The 17,715-nt window shown below is 64.2% G+C and carries 21 protein-coding genes; 7 read left to right on the top strand and 14 right to left on the bottom strand.

All coding sequences use genetic code 11. The annotated features are described in order from the left end of the window. Nucleotides 1-5: 5 nt before the first annotated feature. Both ACQY7X_RS12655 and ACQY7X_RS12650 read left to right on the top strand, forming a co-directional pair. Nucleotides 6-974: an ABC transporter ATP-binding protein gene (locus tag ACQY7X_RS12655; protein WP_428245605.1), complete on the top strand. Its 969-nt coding sequence runs from the start codon at nucleotides 6-8 to the stop codon at nucleotides 972-974. Further along, nucleotides 971-1,948 carry an ABC transporter ATP-binding protein gene (locus ACQY7X_RS12650; RefSeq protein ID WP_428245604.1) on the top strand — a complete coding sequence of 326 codons (978 nt, stop codon included), beginning with the start codon at nucleotides 971-973 and terminating at the stop codon, nucleotides 1,946-1,948. Before ACQY7X_RS12655 ends, ACQY7X_RS12650 begins: the two co-directional genes overlap by 4 nt. A 13-nt stretch (nucleotides 1,949-1,961) precedes the next feature. Here ACQY7X_RS12650 and ACQY7X_RS12645 read toward each other — a convergent pair whose 3' ends face one another. The 6 genes from ACQY7X_RS12645 to ACQY7X_RS12620 form a co-directional block, all read right to left on the bottom strand. Beyond that, nucleotides 1,962-2,441, bottom strand: coding sequence for a hypothetical protein (locus tag ACQY7X_RS12645; protein WP_428245603.1), 480 nt, complete (start codon nucleotides 2,439-2,441; stop codon nucleotides 1,962-1,964). A 109-nt stretch (nucleotides 2,442-2,550) separates the two neighbouring features. Continuing rightward, nucleotides 2,551-2,865 (bottom strand): hypothetical protein, encoded by a 315-nt coding sequence (locus tag ACQY7X_RS12640; protein WP_428245602.1) that lies wholly within the window; start codon nucleotides 2,863-2,865, stop codon nucleotides 2,551-2,553. Then, complete coding sequence (locus tag ACQY7X_RS12635; RefSeq protein WP_428245601.1) at nucleotides 2,862-3,203, bottom strand: hypothetical protein; 342 nt, start codon at nucleotides 3,201-3,203, stop codon at nucleotides 2,862-2,864. Before ACQY7X_RS12635 ends, ACQY7X_RS12640 begins: the two co-directional genes overlap by 4 nt. Continuing rightward, nucleotides 3,200-3,535 carry a hypothetical protein gene (locus ACQY7X_RS12630; RefSeq protein ID WP_428245599.1) on the bottom strand — a complete coding sequence of 112 codons (336 nt, stop codon included), beginning with the start codon at nucleotides 3,533-3,535 and terminating at the stop codon, nucleotides 3,200-3,202. Before ACQY7X_RS12630 ends, ACQY7X_RS12635 begins: the two co-directional genes overlap by 4 nt. Nucleotides 3,536-3,621: 86 nt before the next feature. After that, nucleotides 3,622-4,017 carry a Rap1a/Tai family immunity protein gene (locus tag ACQY7X_RS12625; RefSeq protein ID WP_428245597.1) on the bottom strand — a complete coding sequence of 132 codons (396 nt, stop codon included), beginning with the start codon at nucleotides 4,015-4,017 and terminating at the stop codon, nucleotides 3,622-3,624. Beyond that, nucleotides 4,017-4,790: a competence/damage-inducible protein A gene (locus ACQY7X_RS12620; RefSeq protein WP_428245595.1), complete on the bottom strand. Its 774-nt coding sequence runs from the start codon at nucleotides 4,788-4,790 to the stop codon at nucleotides 4,017-4,019. Before ACQY7X_RS12620 ends, ACQY7X_RS12625 begins: the two co-directional genes overlap by 1 nt. A gap of 81 nt (nucleotides 4,791-4,871) precedes the next feature. Here ACQY7X_RS12620 and sfsA point away from each other — a divergent pair, with 81 nt between their 5' ends. The 4 genes from sfsA to ACQY7X_RS12600 all read left to right on the top strand — a co-directional run bounded on the left by sfsA (nucleotide 4,872) and on the right by ACQY7X_RS12600 (nucleotide 7,831). Continuing rightward, nucleotides 4,872-5,588, top strand: coding sequence for a DNA/RNA nuclease SfsA (sfsA, locus tag ACQY7X_RS12615; protein WP_428245594.1), 717 nt, complete (start codon nucleotides 4,872-4,874; stop codon nucleotides 5,586-5,588). Between the two features lie 112 nt (nucleotides 5,589-5,700). Then, nucleotides 5,701-6,441 (top strand): type I methionyl aminopeptidase, encoded by a 741-nt coding sequence (gene map / locus ACQY7X_RS12610; RefSeq protein ID WP_428250057.1) that lies wholly within the window; start codon nucleotides 5,701-5,703, stop codon nucleotides 6,439-6,441. Between the two features lie 8 nt (nucleotides 6,442-6,449). Further along, complete coding sequence (radC, locus tag ACQY7X_RS12605) at nucleotides 6,450-7,181, top strand: RadC family protein (protein ID WP_428245593.1); 732 nt, start codon at nucleotides 6,450-6,452, stop codon at nucleotides 7,179-7,181. Between the two features lie 47 nt (nucleotides 7,182-7,228). Continuing rightward, a complete protein-coding gene (locus tag ACQY7X_RS12600; protein WP_428245592.1) occupies nucleotides 7,229-7,831 on the top strand; it encodes a hypothetical protein in 603 nt (200 codons plus the stop codon). On the opposite strand, the gene ACQY7X_RS12595 is transcribed toward ACQY7X_RS12600, so the two are convergent. Genes ACQY7X_RS12595 through ACQY7X_RS12580 form a run of 4 tightly spaced genes read right to left on the bottom strand, consistent with a single transcriptional unit; the run spans nucleotide 7,828 to nucleotide 11,846 of the window. Then, nucleotides 7,828-8,166 carry a hypothetical protein gene (locus tag ACQY7X_RS12595; protein WP_428245591.1) on the bottom strand — a complete coding sequence of 113 codons (339 nt, stop codon included), beginning with the start codon at nucleotides 8,164-8,166 and terminating at the stop codon, nucleotides 7,828-7,830. The two genes, ACQY7X_RS12600 and ACQY7X_RS12595, sit on opposite strands and share 4 nt — an antisense overlap. Continuing rightward, a complete protein-coding gene (locus ACQY7X_RS12590) occupies nucleotides 8,163-9,761 on the bottom strand; it encodes a sulfatase-like hydrolase/transferase (RefSeq protein ID WP_428245590.1) in 1,599 nt (532 codons plus the stop codon). The genes ACQY7X_RS12595 and ACQY7X_RS12590 overlap by 4 nt, the downstream gene beginning before the upstream one ends. Then, on the bottom strand, nucleotides 9,736-10,548 hold the full coding sequence (locus ACQY7X_RS12585; RefSeq protein WP_428245589.1) for a VanZ family protein: 813 nt from the start codon (nucleotides 10,546-10,548) through the stop codon (nucleotides 9,736-9,738). The genes ACQY7X_RS12590 and ACQY7X_RS12585 overlap by 26 nt, the downstream gene beginning before the upstream one ends. Further along, entirely contained in the window at nucleotides 10,545-11,846 is a 1,302-nt protein-coding gene (locus tag ACQY7X_RS12580; protein ID WP_428245588.1) for a hypothetical protein, read from the bottom strand. Before ACQY7X_RS12580 ends, ACQY7X_RS12585 begins: the two co-directional genes overlap by 4 nt. Before the next feature lie 134 nt (nucleotides 11,847-11,980). On the opposite strand from ACQY7X_RS12580, the gene ACQY7X_RS12575 reads away from it, so the two are divergent. Beyond that, nucleotides 11,981-12,193 (top strand): hypothetical protein, encoded by a 213-nt coding sequence (locus tag ACQY7X_RS12575; RefSeq protein ID WP_428245587.1) that lies wholly within the window; start codon nucleotides 11,981-11,983, stop codon nucleotides 12,191-12,193. 67 nt (nucleotides 12,194-12,260) lie between these two features. Here ACQY7X_RS12575 and ACQY7X_RS12570 read toward each other — a convergent pair whose 3' ends face one another. The 4 genes from ACQY7X_RS12570 to ACQY7X_RS12555 form a co-directional block, all read right to left on the bottom strand. Next, nucleotides 12,261-13,214, bottom strand: coding sequence for a glycosyltransferase family 2 protein (locus tag ACQY7X_RS12570; protein WP_428245586.1), 954 nt, complete (start codon nucleotides 13,212-13,214; stop codon nucleotides 12,261-12,263). A gap of 65 nt (nucleotides 13,215-13,279) precedes the next feature. Then, the gene (locus ACQY7X_RS12565) at nucleotides 13,280-15,346 is read right to left on the bottom strand and encodes a hypothetical protein (protein ID WP_428245585.1); all 2,067 of its coding nucleotides are present in this window, start codon (nucleotides 15,344-15,346) and stop codon (nucleotides 13,280-13,282) included. A gap of 13 nt (nucleotides 15,347-15,359) precedes the next feature. After that, nucleotides 15,360-16,235: an alpha/beta fold hydrolase gene (locus ACQY7X_RS12560; RefSeq protein ID WP_428245584.1), complete on the bottom strand. Its 876-nt coding sequence runs from the start codon at nucleotides 16,233-16,235 to the stop codon at nucleotides 15,360-15,362. A gap of 137 nt (nucleotides 16,236-16,372) precedes the next feature. Then, on the bottom strand, nucleotides 16,373-17,464 hold the full coding sequence (locus ACQY7X_RS12555; RefSeq protein ID WP_428245583.1) for an autotransporter outer membrane beta-barrel domain-containing protein: 1,092 nt from the start codon (nucleotides 17,462-17,464) through the stop codon (nucleotides 16,373-16,375). Nucleotides 17,465-17,715: the final 251 nt, after the last annotated feature.

Below are 17,715 nucleotides of genomic sequence, written 5' to 3'. Positions count from 1 at the left end.
GGCCGATGGCGCTGCTGGAAGTCGAGAATCTGCGCGTCGAACTGGCGACATCGCGTGGCCCGGCCGCCGCCGTGCGCGGCCTGGATTTCAGCCTCGAACGCGGTGAGACATTGGGCATCGTCGGCGAAAGCGGCTGCGGCAAATCGATGACCGCGCTGGCGCTGATGGGCCTGCTGCCCGATGGCGCCAGGCTTTCGGGCCGTATCGCCTTCCAGGGCCGCGATCTGATCGGCCTGCCGGAAGCAGAATTGTGCAAGCTGCGCGGCAACCGCATCAGCATGATCTTTCAGGAGCCGATGACCTCGCTGAATCCGCTGCAGCGCATCGGCGAGCAGATCGCCGAGCCGATGCTGCTGCATGAGGGCCTGACGCGAGCTGCGGCCCATGCGCGCGTGCTGGCGTTGCTGGACCGCGTCGGCCTGCCCGATCCGCGGCAGCGCATCGATGCCTATCCGCACCAGCTATCGGGCGGCCAGCGCCAGCGCGTGATGATCGCCATGGCCCTGGCCTGCAACCCGGATATCCTGGTGGCCGATGAGCCAACCACGGCCCTGGACGTGACCATCCAGGGCCAGATCCTCGACCTGATCGACGAACTGGTGGCCGAGCGCGGCATGGCGCTGATCCTGATCAGCCATGACCTGGGTGTCATTGCTGAAAGCGTGCGCCGCGTGCTGGTGATGTATGCCGGCATCGCCGCCGAGCACGGCCCGGTGCATGATGTGTTTGCCACCATGGCGCATCCCTATGCGCGCGGCCTGTTCGCCGCCATGCCGCGCCTGGGGCGTCCTCACGGATTGCTGCCAACCATTCCCGGCATCGTGCCGGACCTGCATGAACTGGGCGATGGCTGTCCCTTCGCCCCACGCTGCCCGCTTGCCGATCAGCAATGCCGCGAACAGATGCCGCCGGCGCTGCCGATCAGCCCCGGCCACAAAGCCGCCTGCTGGCATGCCGGCGAGGCGGCACTATGAGCGAGTTGCTTCGCATCGAAGGCGTGCACCGGGTCTATCGTCTGCCCGGCGGCGGCATGTTCGCCAAGCCGCGCCTGGTGCCGGCGGTGAATGGCGTCGATCTGGTGCTGCAAACCGGCGAGAGCCTTGGCCTGGTCGGCGAAAGCGGTTGCGGCAAATCCACGCTGGCGCGGCTGGCCATGGCCTTGGAACGGCCCGATCAGGGCCGCGTGCTGTTCCAGGGCCAGGACCTACATGCCCTTGATACGGAAGGTCTGCGCGCCGCGCGGCGGGACTTTCAAATGGTGTTCCAGGATCCCTATGGCTCGCTCGATCCACGCCAGCGCGTCGGCCGCATCGTCGCCGAGCCGCTGGATGCGCTACTGAAGGCGGATAAGAGCGAACGTGCTGCCCGGGTCGCCGAAGCCTTGAGTGCGGTCGGCCTGCGCCCGGCGGATGCGGAAAAGTATCCGCATGAATTTTCCGGCGGCCAGCGCCAGCGCATCGCCATTGCCCGCGCCCTGATCACGCGGCCGAAGCTGATCGTTGCCGACGAGCCGGTCAGTGCGCTGGATGTTTCGGTGCAGGCCAGCGTGCTGAACCTGATGGCGGAATTGCAGCAGCGTTTCGGCGTTACCTATCTGTTCATCAGCCATAACCTGGCCGTGGTGGACCACCTCTGCGCCCAGGTAGCAGTGATGTATCTGGGCCGTATCGTCGAACAGGGCGAAACACGCAGCATCTTCAACCAGCCGCGCCATCCCTATACCCGCGCACTGCTTGCTGCCCTGCCGCAGCCGGTGCCGCCACCGCCCGGCACCCGGCGCCAGCGGCAATTGCTGCAAGGCCATGCAGCGGTGCGCCCAGCGGATCAGCCCGGCTGCGCCCTGGCCGAACGTTGTGCTTTCGTGCAAGCACGCTGCCGTGCAGAGACACCAGCATTGCGGTCACTCAACGAACGTCTGGTGGCGTGTCACCGCGCTGAAGAAATTTAGGTGCCGAGGAAATCTAGCGGCAATGCGCGTCCATGCGCCGCCACTCTCTGTAATAGGGCGGCTCCCAATCCTTCCAACCGCCCTTGCCCGGCTGCGGATCGCGCATCACCATCGACCATGAGAAACTGCGGTCGTTATGCGGCGCCAAGCATTCCGGTGCACTTGGCTTCAGCGGAAAGTGACTGCCGCCATATTGGCGCAGCCGGCCCTTGTAGTCGTCATCAAATGCTTCCCGGCGTGACGATTGAATGATCGCATAGGGCCTCGAAGGCTGGCGCGACGACTGGATGCCCGTATTGGGCGTCCAGGTATTGTCACTCGCAGAGCCGCTACCCCAGTGACGCGCCCCTTGAGCCATGGAGTATAAGCTCCGCCCATAATGCGGCCCAAAAATATCCGCAACTGACTTGGTTTCCTTGTCCTGGCTTAATGCTTGAGGCGGCGCCATTGCCGCAAAAAACGCAACGCCAATCACACAGATTGCCGCACGCATGATTTTCCCTCCCAGGCGGACCTTGCCGCCCGGGAACTTATGCAATCATCGGTTTCGGGCAATCACTGGGCCGGATTGCGGCATCATTACGGCAACCCGCTTAGGCGTCTCAGGAAGCCTTCGGCTGCCCAGGTGCTGGCACTGGCACCAGCCGGTAGCCGCGCTGCAGCATACATTCATTGGTGAACAGATAGATGTCGGCACCGCGCTCGAAATAGCTCGGGCTTTCGGTGGTCATGCCGGCACCGAAGCCATAGTTGCGCGGTTTGAAACTGGCATCGAAGGCCTTCTGGTCGCCGATGGCGGCACATTCCTTCTCATCCTTGGCGAGCTGCTCCGGGGTGGTATTGGCTCGCGACCATTCCGAGGCACTGCCGCAGCCGGCCAGCGCCAGCAACCCCACACCGATCAGAAAACGCTTCATGGCACCCTCGTCTTGTCCAGCCGCACCAGGGCATAGCCACGCTGCTGCATGCAATATTCGGTCAATTCATAAAGCCGGGGGCCGCGCTGGCTGTAGCTGACGGTGAGACCGCCGCCGCCATCATCGCCACCCCCCTGAATGAACTGCGTGTCGCGCAACGGCGGGTATTTCGCCGTGGTGCCAAAACTTTCGTCGAAAGCCTGGTAATCGGCAACGGCGTGACAGCTTTTCTCGTCAGCCAGGCGCTGTTCCGGGGCGGTATCGGCCCGGCGCCATTCGGTGGCCGGCGCGCAGGCTACCAGCAGCAACGGCGCGAGAAGCAACAGGCGGGCTGTCATGATGTCCCGGTCTGAACCGGCGTCAGGCGGTAGCCGCGCGCGCGCATGCAGAAATCACTGAGCGAGGCTTCCCGCTGCTCACGCTCGAAGAATGGATCATAGGGGAATGGATCACGGTAATAGCGGCCATGGCGGTCATACCAGCCGCGCTGCCACAGGCCGGGGCCGAAGCGCGGCCAGCTTTCGGCAAAAGCTTGCTGGCGCGCCATCCGCCGGCATTCCTGCTGGTCGGCGTGAAGCGCGGCATCCGAGGTGAACGGCCGGTCCCAGACCATGGCCGGTCCGCAGGCGGTAAGGAATGCCGCCAGGATCAAGGGCAGCAGACGGCGCAAATGCGCTTCCTCCTGGAATTGGGTCAGATTAAATGCTGCGCCCGGATTTGGGCAAAAGCAAGGCGCCTATTCCTGGCCAAACCCGGCTATTCCTGGCACGGGAACGCGTCTGACAACGCCATCCGCACTGCCTTGATCGCATCCTGCGCCATGTCGTCGGCATTATCGGCGCCGTATTCGACGAATTGCTGGCGCAGCGTGGCGGCCGGTGCCTCGCGCGGGGCGCAGAACCAGGAAATTTCCTTGCCCTCGCCTACCATCGCTTCATACATCGCCACCGCGGCCTGCAGGTAACGCAGGCAGCCGCTGCGCTGCGGGCTCGCATCCGGCGCCTGACACAAAGCCAGCAGGTCCTTGCCCAGGAAAGGCGGCGGCGGCTGCAGCGCGCTGGACATCTGCGCCCGGGCAGGCATCGAGGCCGGTATCTGGGCGGCGCCGGCGGCCAGCAGGGCCGCAAGCATGAAAGCGTTGAACAGGCGCATCAGACGATCTCGTTCTCGAACGGCTCGCCGCCCATGGCGCGGAAAATGCCGTGCATCTTTTCGGCGGCGGCATCGAGCCGCGCCTTGTCGGTGGAACGCAGCACGATGGCGCAGGAAGCCTTGCCGCCCCGGAAAGCCGGATACGACCCCATATCCACATCCGGGTATTCCTGCTGCAAGCTGCCAAGCTGCTCCGCGATGGCGCCTTCCGGGATCAGCGCGATCACGGTGCGCGACATCAGCTTGTCGCCGCCGACCAGATCAGCGGCGACCGAGGCCACCATGGCCTGGAAGATCGAGGGTACACCGGCCATCACCAGCACGTTGTCGATGCGGAAGCCGGGCGCGGCGCTCACCGGGTTGTCGATCAGCGTGGCGGTATCGGGAATACGCGCCATGCGCAGGCGGGCGGCATTCAGCATGCCGGCCTCGTAATGCGCTTCCAGCCGGCGGCGTGCTTCGGGATGGATGTCGATGCCGACCCCGAAAGCCTGGGCAATGCAATCAGCCGTAATGTCATCATGGGTCGGGCCGATGCCGCCCGAGGTGAAAACATAGTCGTAGGTGGCACGCAGCTCATTCACCGCCCGGATGATGCGTTCCGGCACATCAGGCACCACGCGGGCCTCGGCCAGCCGGATACCCAGCTCGGCCAGCTTGCCGGCAATGAAATGCATGTTGGCGTCGCGGGTACGCCCGGAAAGGATTTCGTTGCCGATCACCAGCATGGCGGCGGTGACGATCTTGGGCGGGGTGGCTGGGCTGTCCGTCATGGCGCCCTCGACATAGCATTTCCCCCCGGCCGAGGCCAGACCAGCCCTGGACCTGATTTCAACCGCAGGCTATGGCAGGGCATGCTGTTTCCCCATCCCCTGCAGCCGGCCACCCTGATCCGGCGCTACAAACGCTTCCTGGCCGACATGCGCCTGCCCGATGGCTCGGAAGTGGTGGCGCATTGTCCCAATCCCGGCGCCATGCTGGGCCTGGCCGAGCCGGGTATGCGGGCTTGGCTGAAACCCGGCCAGGGCAAGCTGGCCTGGGGCTGGGTGCTGACCGAGATCCCGGACAGCGGCGCCCTGGTGGGCATCGATACCACCCTGCCCAACCGCCTGGTGGCCGAGGCGCTGGGCCAGGGCCGCATCCCGGAACTGGCCGGCTATACCGGCATCCGCCCGGAAGTACCCTATGGCCGCAACAGCCGCATCGACTTCCTGCTCAGCGGCCCCGGCTTGCCGCCGGCCTATCTGGAAATCAAGAATGTGCATTTAAGCCGCCGCCCGCCGCTGGCCGAGTTCCCGGATTGCGTCACCGCGCGGGGCGCCAAGCATCTTGTGGAACTGGCCGATCAGGTGCGCCAGGGCAACCGGGCCTTGATGCTCTATCTGGTGCAACGCCCGGATTGCAGCCATTTCCGCCTCGCGCCAGACCTCGACCCGGGTTATGCCGCCGCCTACCGCGAGGCTAGGAAAGCCGGGGTTGAGGCGCTATGTTATGATTGCAGCGTGACGCAGACGGGTATCGAACTCGCGCGGGCGCTGCCTATTACACCCTCTGACGATTCCACCACCTGAAGGATAGTGTTGCGTGAACAAGAATACCGCCCTGCTGGATGAGGATGAGGACGACCTTGAGGCGCTGCGCCCGGGCGCCATCCGCCTGCATCGGGCGGAGGATTTCGAGGGCATGCGCCGCGCCGGCCGCCTCGCCGCCGAGACCCTGGATTTCATCACCCCGCATGTCGAACCCGGCGTCACCACCGGCCATCTCGACCAGCTCTGCCACGATTTCATCCTCAAGCATGGTGCCGTGCCGGCGCCGCTGGGTTATCGCGGCTATCCGAAGTCGATCTGCACGTCCGTGAACCATGTCGTCTGCCACGGTATCCCGGGCGACAAGCGGCTGGAGAATGGCGACGTCCTCAATATCGACGTCACGGTGATCCTGGATGGCTGGCATGGCGATACCAGCCGCATGTTCCCGGTCGGCGATGTCGGCGTGAAGGGCAAGCGCCTCACCGAAGTTACCTATGAAGCCATGATGCGCGGCATCGAGGTGGTGAAGCCCGGCGCCACCACGGGCGATATCGGCTATGCCATCCAGCGCTTCGTTGAGAAAGAACGCTTCTCCGTGGTGCGCGATTTCTGCGGCCATGGCCTGGGCCGCATCTTCCACGAGCCGCCGAACATCCTGCATTACGGCGAGCCGGGTACCGGCGTGCCGCTCCGCCCCGGCATGTTCTTCACCATTGAGCCGATGGTGAATGCCGGCAAGTGGCAGGTGAAGCTGCTGTCGGATGGCTGGACGGCGGTGACCAAGGACCGTTCGCTGTCGGCGCAGTTCGAACATTCAATCGGCGTTACCGAGACCGGCTACGAGATTTTCACCCTCTCGCCCAAGGGCTGGCACAAGCCGCCCTATGCCTGAAGCACACCATGCCTAAGGCTGCGGGGCCGGATTTTCACCCTGCTGCGGATGGCGTGGCTGAAGAAGCCGTCAAGCCGCATTATCACGGCCACCGCGAACGCCTGCGCGAACGCTTCCTGGCCTCTGGCGGCGACGGGATGCCGGATTACGAAATCCTTGAGTTGCTGCTGTTCAGCGCCATCCCGCGCCGTGACGTGAAGCCACTGGCCAAGGCGCTGATCGAGCAATTCGGCAGCTTAGGCGCCCTGCTCAGCGCCGAACCGGAGCGGCTGCGCCGGGCTGGCTGTTCCGATTCCGTGATCGCCAGCCTGAAGCTGACCCGCGAGGCCGGCCTGCGCCTGCTGAAGGGTGAGGTGATGCGCAAACATGTCATCTCCTCATGGCAGGCCCTGCTCGATTACTGCCATGCCGCGATGCAGCATGACCCAGTTGAGCAGTTCCGCGTCATCTTCCTCGACCGCAAGAACACCGTGATCGGCGACGAGGAACAGCAGCGCGGCACCGTGGACCACACCCCGGTCTATCCGCGCGAGGTGGTGCGCCGCGCCCTTGAGTTGCAGGCCAGCGCCGTGATCCTGGTGCATAACCATCCGTCCGGCGACCCGACGCCATCCAAGGCCGATATCGAGATGACCAAGCAGGTGCGCGAGGCCGCCCGCGCCGTCGGCATCACCCTGCATGATCACGTCATTGTCGGCCGCCACGGCCATACCAGTTTCCGCGGCAAAGGTTTAATCTGACTGCCATCACCAGTCCCTCGCCGCTGCCAGCCCCGGAGTCCGGCTTCATGCGTATCGCCGCCCTGCTTCTTTTTCTGCTGTTGCCTGCCACACTGCTGCCTGCCGTGCTGCGCGCCCAGGAGGCACCGCCCGCCGAACAGTTGATTCTGCCGCCGCTGCAGAACTTCAAGCCGGTCTACCAGGATAATGGCAAGGACAAGCGCGTGGTGGAACTGGTGCCCAGCAACCAGACGCTGGAGACCTGGAGCGAGCGCGTGGCGATCATCGTCTATGTCGGCGTCACCGGTAAAAGCCCGAAAACCGTGGCGGAGACGCTGCAGGCGGAATGGCGCAAGGATTGCGGCAAGTTCGACAGCCATCCAGTGGAACAGCAATTCGAGAAGAGCTATCCAACCTCTATTTTCGCCATGCAATGCATCGATGGCAAATCCGCCGGCCGCCAGCCGAACGAATTCCTCATGGCAAAGATCATCCAGGGCATCGACAACCTGTATCTGGTGCAACATGCCTGGCGTGGCGAGAAGGACAAGCTGCCGCCGCCGCTGCGCGACGAGAAGGCCGGCGAGGAATGGGCGAATTTTGTCCGCAGTGTCGAACTCTGCGACAGCCGCCTGCGCGGCCAACCCTGCGGCGCGGGCCTGCGCCGCTAACGCTGCGGCGACATCCCCTCCAGGCCCCAGACGCGGCCTTCATGCCGGCCATGGCGCTGGTAATGTTCGCGTGCGCCGAAAATGCCATGCGGCCCCTTCGGACCATATATGGCGTTAGCCGCAACATCGGGATAACGCTGCCAGTAGAGTTCGGCGAGGCGGTGCTCCGCTTCGTTATCCTGCCCAGCTTGCCGCACCGCCTGATTGGCGGCGGCGACATGCTCGGGCCGCGCTGGATCAAGCAGCGCGGATGTCAGCGCGCCCTTGGCATAGGCGGCATAGCCAACCAGCAGCAATACCGCGATCGCCAATTTCCGCATCAGCACGCCGGTCATGGCAAAGCCCTCACCTCGATCCACTCGCTCCAGGCATCAGCCCGTCCCGCCAGGCCGATCCGCAGCCTTACCCGGCCGTAGGGCAATACATAATTGCGCCAATAGGTTTCATCGATGCGGCCGAAATCCTTTTCCAGCCCCTCGACATCCAACCGCCCCTTGAGGCTGAGCGCACCGCCCTCGCCGGCTTCGTATTCCAGCACATAGCGACCTGCCGGATCGCCGCTCCAGGCCAGCTTCACGCCATCGGCCAGATCAGCATAGCGCAAGGCGCGGCTGGAAGCAGGCTGGCGCCAGCGCGGCGCAGGCCCGGCGGAAGCCTCACCCGCCTTGCGCAGATCGATCCGGCGGGCTTCAAAATCATGCTGCATCGGTGCGGCCAGCCGGGCCGCAATCTCTGGCTCGTCGGCGAGGCGGTTACGGATTTCGCCCGGATCGCTCGGCAGGTGAAACAACTCTGCCGCAATCACGTCACCGGCAACACGGCGCTCGATCCGCTTCCATTCGCCTTCCATGCGCGCCGCAACGAAAGCCTGCACATCCGCAGGGTCCGGTTCGGCGAAACCGGCTTCGCTGGTCAGCGCCCGCCAGGGCTTTGGTGTCGCATCAAGCAACGGCGGCGGCCGTGCATCCAGCCCAAGCCAGGCCATCAGGCTCGGCATCACGCCGCGATGATCGGTGACATAGGCCAGATCACGCGGCGGCTGCGCCATATCCGGCGGCAGCCAGACGAACAGCGGCAGGCGCACGATCTCCTCATGCAATTGACCGCGATGCGTGGTGGAGGCATGGCCCACCAGGCCACGTTCGAGATGTTCCTCGCCATGATCGGCGGTGAGTACCAGGATGGTATCCTGAGCCAGCCCGCTGGCCTGGAAGAACTGCCAGAAAGCTGCGAACCAGGCATCGAATTCGTGCCAGGTCGCCTCATGCAGCGCCACGATGGCGGCACGGTCGGAAGGCTGGAAATCGACACTGCCGGCGGGAATCGCCGGCTGCGTATTCACCGCCCGGAGACGGGCCACGGCGGCCGCATCACCCGGCGGCAGCAATTTGCGCCAATCCGGCTCGAATGCCGGACTCGGCGCATAGGGCAGATGGGTTTCGAGATAGTGGTACCAGAGGAAAAACGGCTGGCGGTCGAGCACACGCTCGGCCAGCCAGGGCAGTGGCGCAGTTGTCGGCTCCAGCAGCAATCCAAGATGCTGGAACTGCTCGATATGCATGAAGGCCTGCAGGCCGGTGACACGCCAGCCCAGGCGGCTCAAGGCCTGCAATGGCAATTCGCGGTCGCGCGGCACGGTGTCGCCGGCGGCATGGATTCCCTGTTCATAGGCATCAAGGCCGGTGAGCAGAGCCACGGCATTCGGCGCCGTCCAGGCCGATATGGCGCGATGCTGCTGGAAGCGCAGCGCTTGTTTCGCGGCCTCGAAGACATGCGGCGCGATCTCGGGCCGCACCATGTCGAAGCGCGTACTCTCCACCGTCAACAAGATGACATTGCGCCGTGGCGCCGCACCCGGCCACCAGGCAGTGGTGGCGGTGGCAAGTGCGGCGAGGCCGAACAGGCTAGCGAAAAACCAGCGGCGGAACATGGCTCAGCAACGGATAGAGCGCCAGCGGCGCGGTGAACAGCAGGATCAGCAGATGCAGCCGGCGGGCCGCCATATCCGTGGCAGGCGGCAGCAGCAAGAGCGCCGCGCAACCCGCTAGCAGCGGCGCGATGCTCCAGGGCGGCACCGGATAACCGGCAAGACGCTCCAGCGGCAGCAGCAGCAGGGCAAGGCCAAAGCCGAGCGGCAGCGCCGGCAGGCAGGCCTGGCGCCAGGAGAGTCTGGCTGCGCCATTCCCTGTTGCCAGTCCCAGGCCCTGGCCAAGCAACGCACCAGCCAATGCGCCCAGGCCATCGACGCCAATATCACGCAGACCATAGCTACGGCTCGGCAGCAGGCCTTGCAGCATCTCGTCATGCATGCCGGCGAACAGCCCGAGCAACGCGGCGATCAGGGTGAGCGGCCAGCCGGCGAACCAGGGACAGAGCGCGCGGCGCAGCACCAGTACCAAGACTGCATATTCCGCCACATGAATCCGCTTTGCCGGAAACGCCGGATCGGTGGCGAGCAAGCCAAGCACAGCACAGGCAAGGCCGGCCAGCAGCAGGCGCCAATCCCAGGGCCTGCGGCGCCAAGCCAGCAAGGCCAGCGGCAACAGCACGGCTAGCAGCACCACAAAAGGCAATCCGCTGGCATGGCCCGCCAGTTCCGTGCTCAACGCCTGCCATGCGGGAAAGGCATTGACGAAGGCCAGCAGCAGCACGACCGCCAATGGCCAGCAGGCGAGCGCGACCCGGTCGCTTGGAGAATTGCCGGCCAATGTCGTCATGCCAGCCGCAGGCGATAGAGCCGCACACCGAAAGGCGTGAAGCGGTCACGGATCAGGTTCGGCGCGGCCAGGGTCATCTCCGGTATTGCACCCGGCAAGAATGGCGACAGCATGGCGATGGCACGGTCACAGGTAATTTCGACCGCAAGGTCAAGATTCTCGATATTCACCGCGATCAGCAATAGTTCACCGTTGCCGGCCGGCTTGGCCAACAGGCGGATCGGCTGGCTGCGACGATAGGGACCATCGGCCTTCACATTGCAGGAAAGTGCGGCGGTCGGCTGCAGCAGGCTCGGGCCGATCAGGGCCAGTTCACGGTTCAATGCCGCCACCTGCCGCCACATCGCCTGCGACTGACGCAATTGCTGCGGTGTTGCCACCAGCGGCGGCCGCTTGCTGTTGTCGTAATCAGGCACATCGCCATAACTGGCAACCGGCGACGGGCTGAAGCCGAGTACATCGCCATCGCGCGTGCCATGGCTGTCATAAGCGAAATGGATCACGCCGGTGGCACCATGCACCAGAGCAGTATAGACCAGTGCGCGAAGCTGTTCGGCATCCGGCATGTACCAGGTGCGTCCCGGATGAGCAAAGGCCTGCGAGATATACCAGACCGGCTTGCGCCCATCGGTGAATCGCACCGCGCGCGAGACGGATCGGGCCACCCGCTCGATATCCTGCACCGGGTCAAGCACATGGGCGAAGGGATAATTGAAATGCGCGGCGATATCGCCTTTCAGCAACCAGCTGCGCCAGTTCCAGTATTGATTGACCGCGATACCGGGGCCATCAACGATCAGACTGGCGCGCTCTGAGTCAAAGCTCTTGAAATGCGCCTCCCTGGCATCGAAGGCGGCCTGCCGCTCTGGCAGCTTGGCCGAAGCGATGAACTGGCTCGGCTCGTCCTCCAGCATCCAGGCCAGGATTGCCGGGCTTTGCCAGCGGCGCCGCACCAACCCCTCATCAGGCTGCTGCACAATCGCCTGCAACCCCAGCCGCTCGGCCGCATCCAGGGCGGCATCGATATTCTGCTCCGGCCAGAGATGCACGGTGTTGAAACCGGCCTCCTTGAAGCGATCAAGGTCATGCCGCTGACCGAAGGCCTCGCCATTCACTGCGTGATAGACGCCGATAGGAAAGAAGGACCGGACCGGATCGTAGCCGCGACGCAGGTGGCCCTGGGCATCGGTATGCGGCACGCCATCGCGATGCACCATCTGCTGTGCGGTCGCCGGCGGATCATCCGGAATGGTCTGTGCCTGGCAAGCAGCGAGAGTCAGCGCAAGCAGTAGCGCCAAGGCGGGCCTGAACCCCAGACTTGCACACCACCTGTAGATGCAAACACCCCGCCCCATCCGCACCATTGAATCCCCAGCCATTCCCACCCAGATGATATAAGATCTACAGGTTACAAGCTCTACAGGAGGGCGCCATGAAGTTTAACATTCTCACTTTAGCCGCGGGCCTGCTGCTGCTCGGCAGCGCGGTCACGAGCAATGCCCATGCGCAGACAGCCGGCCAGGTCGTCGCGCCAGTTGTCGCACCGGTCATTACCCAACAGCAGAGCGGCGCCGCATCCCAGGCAGCGCAGGATATGATCAAGCCCGCCGAGGACAAGGCCAAGGAACAGGCGCCAAAGAAGTAAGGCCCCAGCCATCCCCATGCCATGCTGGATTGTTACATCCGGCATGGCTTCACGGCACCAAAGCGGCCTAGGAATCACGCCTCAGGGCACGGCGCAGCATGCCCGGCAGATCGCCCGGCAGCCGCAGCAGGCCAAGCGCGCCGAAACGCAGCCACAGCAGCGTGGACACCAGCGACAGGAACCAGTGCGGGTAGCTGGTGTGGAAATGCTTGACGAAATAATAGCTGGTACTGCGCGTCTTGTGCCATTCGACAAAGACCCGCGAAACATCCGAGGTCGAAAGATGGTGCGGGATTGGCACATGGCCGGCATAGAGCACGCGCCCGCCCATCTGGCCGACGCGGATACACAGATCGATATCGTCGCAATGCAGGAACATGTGATCGTCCATGCCGCCGAGCTGCTCATAGTAGCGGCGTGGAATCATCATGAAGGCGCCTGATACCGTCGGCACCTCGGCAATGCCATACTCGGCTTCGCTGTCATAGCGGTGCAGACGGCGGAAATACGGGTGATCGGGAAACAGCCGGTCGAGCCGCAGCAACTCCATCATCGCACGCCAGGGCGTGAGGATTTCACGCCGCCCGCCACGCTGCTCGCGGCCATCGGGATGCTCCAGATGCCCGCCACAAAGCCAGACGCCATGCTCCCGCGCGAAAACATCAAGAATGCGGCCGAAGGTATCCGGATGCAGCACGCAATCGGGATTGACGAACACGAGATAGTCGCTCTGCGCCTGTGCCGCGCCGAAATTGCAGCCTGAGGCAAATCCGAGATTGCGTTTTGTGCGCACCAGCCTCAGGCGCGGCTCCACTGCGGCCATCGCCGCCAGGCGCTGGCGCGTTTCCGCCGTATTGCCATTGTCCACCAGGATCAGTTCCACCAGTTCCGGCTGGGCCAATTGCGAGGCGATATTCTCCCATAGCACCGGGCCGGTGTAATAGCTGACTGTCACCGCCGAGACGCGGCGCGCCAGCGGCGTGCTCAAGTCGTTCGGCAAGGATGACGGCAATTCGGACACACGAAGCTCCAGAGGGCTGAAACCGGCTGAATACCCGAATTCCGCCGCCTTGTCGAACCGACAAACTACTTAATGGCGGCTATCGCCGCCTTGTAGGTGTCATTGAGTTCAAAGAATTGCTCAACCCCGGCAGCCATGGCGCGGCGGGCAAGCTCTGCTCCACGGCGCTTCGCCTCAAGGTCAGGCTGCAAGATCAGCAACGCGCTCTCGTAGAACAGCCCGATAGGGTCCTCCGGGCGGGCGCGGCGCAGGCGCTGGGCTAACTCCCGGGTCAGGTCCTGACGGCCATTCTGCAGGGTCCAGTTCAGGTAGCCCAAGGCCATATCACTGCGCCATGGCGCCAGTTCTACGCCGCGCTCGACGATCTGACGCCACAGACCGATATGCGGCAGCAGCAGCGGCTGATAAGCCGCCATGCCTGGCCGCAGCATGATCTCGGAAAACAGCTTCTCACCATGCAGGGGCAGCAGCGGGGAGAGGGTGTCAGCCAGACGCTGCTGAATGATCTGCAACAGCCAGGTGATGCGCGCCGCTTCGCGCTCGGCGTAAGGCGGCGGCTGGCCTGGCTCATGGCGATAAACCAGCGACCGCAGCTGGAAATTGATCAAGTCGGCAAACTGCATGTCGGCGCGGCGTGGATCCTCCGGCAAGGGCGGTGGCGGCACCAGCGGCGGGCGCTGTGCTTCGTCGCGGTCCGAGAACCAGGCAAGCTGGAGATCGATCTGCCGGGCGAAACGCTCCTGCACCACAGCCCCCCAGAAATAAGCGGCAGCCAGCAGGATAAGGCCACCGGCAGCACTCGCTCGCGCCCATGTAGCATTGCGCACGCCCTGCATCTGCGCTGCCGGCTGCGCCTGCCGCCCCAGCACAGCGATCCATGCGAGCGCCATGTAGGGTACGGCAAAAATCAACTCGAACCACAGACCGAGCGAGAGCAGATAGGCCACCATTAGGCCCAGGGCCATGCCGCGCCGCATCGGCGCTGCCAGCCATACCAGTTGCAGCATCAGCCATGCCGTGAGCAGCACCGCCGGCAGACCCCCATCATGCAGCGCCTGCAGCAGCCAGTTATGGGCGTGCAGGTAATTGGAAGTCAGCATGTCCCATTCGTCCACCCGCCACAGCGGATGGCCGGAGAAGATGACATGAGACATCATCGTGTTGGATATGGTGCCGGCGCCATTGCCGACCAGCCAGGCCAGCGGCTGATACTCGGGCACCGCCCACATCATCAGCCAGACCATGCGACGGGATTCGAGCGAGGCAACATCGCCAACCAGCGACGGGATGCTGACCAGAAGCAATGGCAGCAATGCGGCACCAGCCAGTATCAACGCCAGCATGGCCGGCCTGCGCGCCAGACCGAACAATCCCCCCTGGGGCAAGCGCCACCAGAGCAGGGCCAGGGCAAGGCCAATCACCGCCGCCCCCATCATCGTCATGGCCTCACTGAGCACCAGCAAGCCAAAGGCGAGCAGGCCGGCCAGGATACGCTCGGCTATATCCAGCCGCCCCTGCATCGGCAGCGCCCAGGCCATGGCCGGCAAGGCCAGGCCAAGCCAGGCATAATAGGCCAGCACCTGGAATACCGTGGAGGTACCCCCGATACGATCCAGCCCCAGCACCACCAGGGTCGCCGCCGAAGCGGCGAAACCTCCCCACAGCACCAGCCGCCAGGCGCGAGGCTGACGCAGCACCAGATCACCCAGCAGAATCCACAAGCCGAGGCCGGCATACCAGAGCGGCCCGAAGCCGGATTGCGGCACGCCGAGCAGGCGCAGCCGCCATTCCACTCCGCTGAAGCCGCCAGGGCCGCTCACCAGCAGCCAGACCGCCAGCAGGAAGGCCGGCAGGGCCAGCAGCCGCGCGGGCCGCGAAGGCCTGCCGCCGGCCGCCAGCCATGCCGCCAGCAGCAATGCCGCCAGCCCGGCCGCGGCAAACAGCGCAATCACGATCGGTTCGGCCAGTTCCCACAGGCCGCGCTTGAATACAGGCAATGAGAAAAGCGGCCCGGCCAGAGCCAGCCACAATACCGGCACGGCCGCATAGGCAGCGATACGGTCGGTACGGCTTACATCGCCGGACAGATTGCCTGCGGCAGCCAGCGACCGCCTGGCGGGCCGCTTGCTCATGGCTGCCTACGGTTCACGGCTGCACCGGCGCCATCCGGCTCAGTTGCGGCCATAGATCCGCCCAGCAGCAGTCATGATCGGTATCACGCAACTCCGTAATGAAGGCTTCCGGCCGCAGGCCGATGCGGCGCAGGAAAGGTGCCGTCAGGCCGGGCGGTACCTGCTTGTCGCGGTCGCCGATGAAATGGCGTTGCGGCAGGCGGCGCAAGGCATCGGCCACTTCCAGGCTGTTGCGCGAACCATAAAGCGGCGTATCGCCGAAATGGCTGGTCCAGGCCTGATGGTCCAACATGCCGGCCACCGTCACCATGGCCGCGACATCACGGCGCTGCCCCGCCAGCAGCAGCGCGACCATGGCACCGCCGGAATAGCCATACAGTGTCACCTCGCGCGCGCCGCTATGGCGCAGATAGGTATCCAATGCCTGGTTCATCGCCGTGATCGCTTCCGGCGCAAAACGGTGCGAGGTCCAGTAGGCAGAGTCGCAATTGCGCGCCTTGTTGCCGCCGGTGAACTGGCACGGACGCGCCAGATAGAGAATGTTCGGCGCCGGATGGCGCGCCGCCAGTTGCAGCGCCACCGGTTTTTCCGGCGTCGGGTCATAGGCGCGCTGATAGCGCGAGATATAGGCAACGCCATCGCCCTCGATAAACACCGCCAGGCGCGGATCATTCGGTGCGCCCTGACGGTAATAGGCCACGATATCGAAACCCTGGGTGTTGATCAGGGTTTTGGTGAGCGGCGGATTGGCCTCGCGCGCCACCGCATCGGCACGCGCGGCATTCGACTGGAACAGCCCGCCACCATCAGCACAGCCGGCAAGCAAACCGCCGAGCAGCGGCAGCAGCAGGGCAGAGGCCAGCAGATGCGATTTCCCGGTTCCGGCCATCACCATTCCTCAGATCAAAACGGCCGGCGACGAAACATCCACCTGCCACAAGCCGCAAATTCTATAAGCGGCTTTGAACAAAACAAAAGGGCCAGACCTTGCGGTCTGGCCCTTCGCTTTAAGCTGAAGCCTGTGGCTTAGAAGGTGGTGCGCAGGCGGGCCAGCACGGTCCAGACATCAAGGTCCTGACGGCCGGCCGTGAGATAGGCGGCTTCCACATTGCCCGAGATCGAGTTCGAGCCGAAGAAGTTGATGCCGAGGCCGAGCTGGGCGCCGAGCTTGTCGTCATTCGAGAAGGTGCCGTTGCCGATGGCCACCGGCGCGTTCTTCTCGAAGTCGTATTCGCCGAGCACCTTCACATACGGCATCACGCTGTTGAAGGCGTAGCCGACATTGCCGCCAAACGACAGGCGGCCCAGCTTGGTGGTGGCCGTACCCACCGCAGCACCGGTCGATTCGGTGTAGGCGTCGCTCTTCTCTTCGAGGTACATCACGCCAACGGTGGGCAGGAAGCGCCAGCGACCGGCGGCGTAAGCGCCGTTCAGGTTGCCGGAAACGAACCAGCGTTCCGCGTCATAGGAGCCGCGGATCGTGTTGTTGGTGCGGGTCACGTCGTAGTTCAGCATGCCGTAGCCGCCCGAAGCATCGAAGCTCCAGGTGTTATTCAGCTTGAAGCCGAAATACGGGATGATCGAGAGACCGTCCGACTTGGTGGTGCCGGTGTTGAAGGTGGTGGTCAGGTCGAGGTTCTCATAACCCAGGGCAAGACCGATCAGGGCGCGGTCGCTCAGCTTGTAGTCGAGGCCACCGACCAGGTTATAGACGTTGCCGTCCATCTGCAGGCCAGCCTGGCTATTCTCGATCGAGGCATAGCTGCCCTGCATCCAGGCGCCGAACTTCTTGTCGCCGGCACCACCGGCGCGGCCGGTCTCACGGCCACTGAGCGAGCTGGTCGGGCCCGTCGTGCCGCCGCTCGGCGAGAAGCCACCGCCGCCGCCGCCCGGCGAGAAGCCACCACCGCCGCCGGACGGCGTGAAGCCGCCACCAACACCGCCCGAGATGGCGCCGCTGATCAGACTGGCGGTCTGCGCCGAGGCGATCGGCGCGGCAACAGAAGTCACCGCCTGGTTCGCCACGCTCGGGCTGTTGGAGACGTCGGATGCGGCAAAGGCCGGTGCGGCAGCCATAAGGCCGGTAACGGCTAGGCCAAGAACGAGTTTGCGGATCATTTATCGCGCTCCCAAGTATAAAAAACCCCGGGCACAAGCCCCCTTTTTTTGGGACTTAGGCCACTTCAGGGGCGACACTACGCGAGTCCGGCGCCGATGGTCAACTTAATCGATAACCGAGGGATGCATCCCCTCCTCGCTGTTGCAAAAAAGGCACAGAAGTTACTGTCACATGACAATTTCAGTTGATTGTGCATGCGTTTATCCCTCGCCCAGGCTCCATGCGCAGGGAGATTTACCCGCCTCCATAC

The organism is Ferrovibrio sp. (assembly GCF_965278975.1).
GTDB lineage: Bacteria > Pseudomonadota > Alphaproteobacteria > Ferrovibrionales > Ferrovibrionaceae > Ferrovibrio.
This window is presented reverse-complemented; position numbering and strand designations above follow the sequence as displayed.

What these genes read in the sequence shown, in the direction of transcription:
- ACQY7X_RS12645 (WP_428245603.1), bottom strand. Translation starts at nt 2,441, where the DNA reads ATGCGTGCGGCAATCTGTGTGATTGGCGTTGCGTTTTTTGCGGCAATG.
- ACQY7X_RS12565 (WP_428245585.1), bottom strand. Translation starts at nt 15,346, where the DNA reads ATGAGCAAGCGGCCCGCCAGGCGGTCGCTGGCTGCCGCAGGCAATCTG.
- ACQY7X_RS12625 (WP_428245597.1), bottom strand. Translation starts at nt 4,017, where the DNA reads ATGCGCCTGTTCAACGCTTTCATGCTTGCGGCCCTGCTGGCCGCCGGC.
- ACQY7X_RS12595 (WP_428245591.1), bottom strand. Translation starts at nt 8,166, where the DNA reads ATGACCGGCGTGCTGATGCGGAAATTGGCGATCGCGGTATTGCTGCTG.
- ACQY7X_RS12575 (WP_428245587.1), top strand. Translation starts at nt 11,981, where the DNA reads ATGAAGTTTAACATTCTCACTTTAGCCGCGGGCCTGCTGCTGCTCGGC.
- ACQY7X_RS12620 (WP_428245595.1), bottom strand. Translation starts at nt 4,790, where the DNA reads ATGACGGACAGCCCAGCCACCCCGCCCAAGATCGTCACCGCCGCCATG.
- sfsA (WP_428245594.1), top strand. Translation starts at nt 4,872, where the DNA reads ATGCTGTTTCCCCATCCCCTGCAGCCGGCCACCCTGATCCGGCGCTAC.
- ACQY7X_RS12600 (WP_428245592.1), top strand. Translation starts at nt 7,229, where the DNA reads ATGCGTATCGCCGCCCTGCTTCTTTTTCTGCTGTTGCCTGCCACACTG.
- ACQY7X_RS12655 (WP_428245605.1), top strand. Translation starts at nt 6, where the DNA reads ATGGCGCTGCTGGAAGTCGAGAATCTGCGCGTCGAACTGGCGACATCG.
- ACQY7X_RS12640 (WP_428245602.1), bottom strand. Translation starts at nt 2,865, where the DNA reads ATGAAGCGTTTTCTGATCGGTGTGGGGTTGCTGGCGCTGGCCGGCTGC.
- radC (WP_428245593.1), top strand. Translation starts at nt 6,450, where the DNA reads ATGCCTAAGGCTGCGGGGCCGGATTTTCACCCTGCTGCGGATGGCGTG.
- ACQY7X_RS12560 (WP_428245584.1), bottom strand. Translation starts at nt 16,235, where the DNA reads ATGGCCGGAACCGGGAAATCGCATCTGCTGGCCTCTGCCCTGCTGCTG.
- ACQY7X_RS12555 (WP_428245583.1), bottom strand. Translation starts at nt 17,464, where the DNA reads ATGATCCGCAAACTCGTTCTTGGCCTAGCCGTTACCGGCCTTATGGCT.
- ACQY7X_RS12590 (WP_428245590.1), bottom strand. Translation starts at nt 9,761, where the DNA reads ATGTTCCGCCGCTGGTTTTTCGCTAGCCTGTTCGGCCTCGCCGCACTT.
- map (WP_428250057.1), top strand. Translation starts at nt 5,701, where the DNA reads ATGCGCCGCGCCGGCCGCCTCGCCGCCGAGACCCTGGATTTCATCACC.
- ACQY7X_RS12650 (WP_428245604.1), top strand. Translation starts at nt 971, where the DNA reads ATGAGCGAGTTGCTTCGCATCGAAGGCGTGCACCGGGTCTATCGTCTG.
- ACQY7X_RS12635 (WP_428245601.1), bottom strand. Translation starts at nt 3,203, where the DNA reads ATGACAGCCCGCCTGTTGCTTCTCGCGCCGTTGCTGCTGGTAGCCTGC.
- ACQY7X_RS12585 (WP_428245589.1), bottom strand. Translation starts at nt 10,548, where the DNA reads ATGACGACATTGGCCGGCAATTCTCCAAGCGACCGGGTCGCGCTCGCC.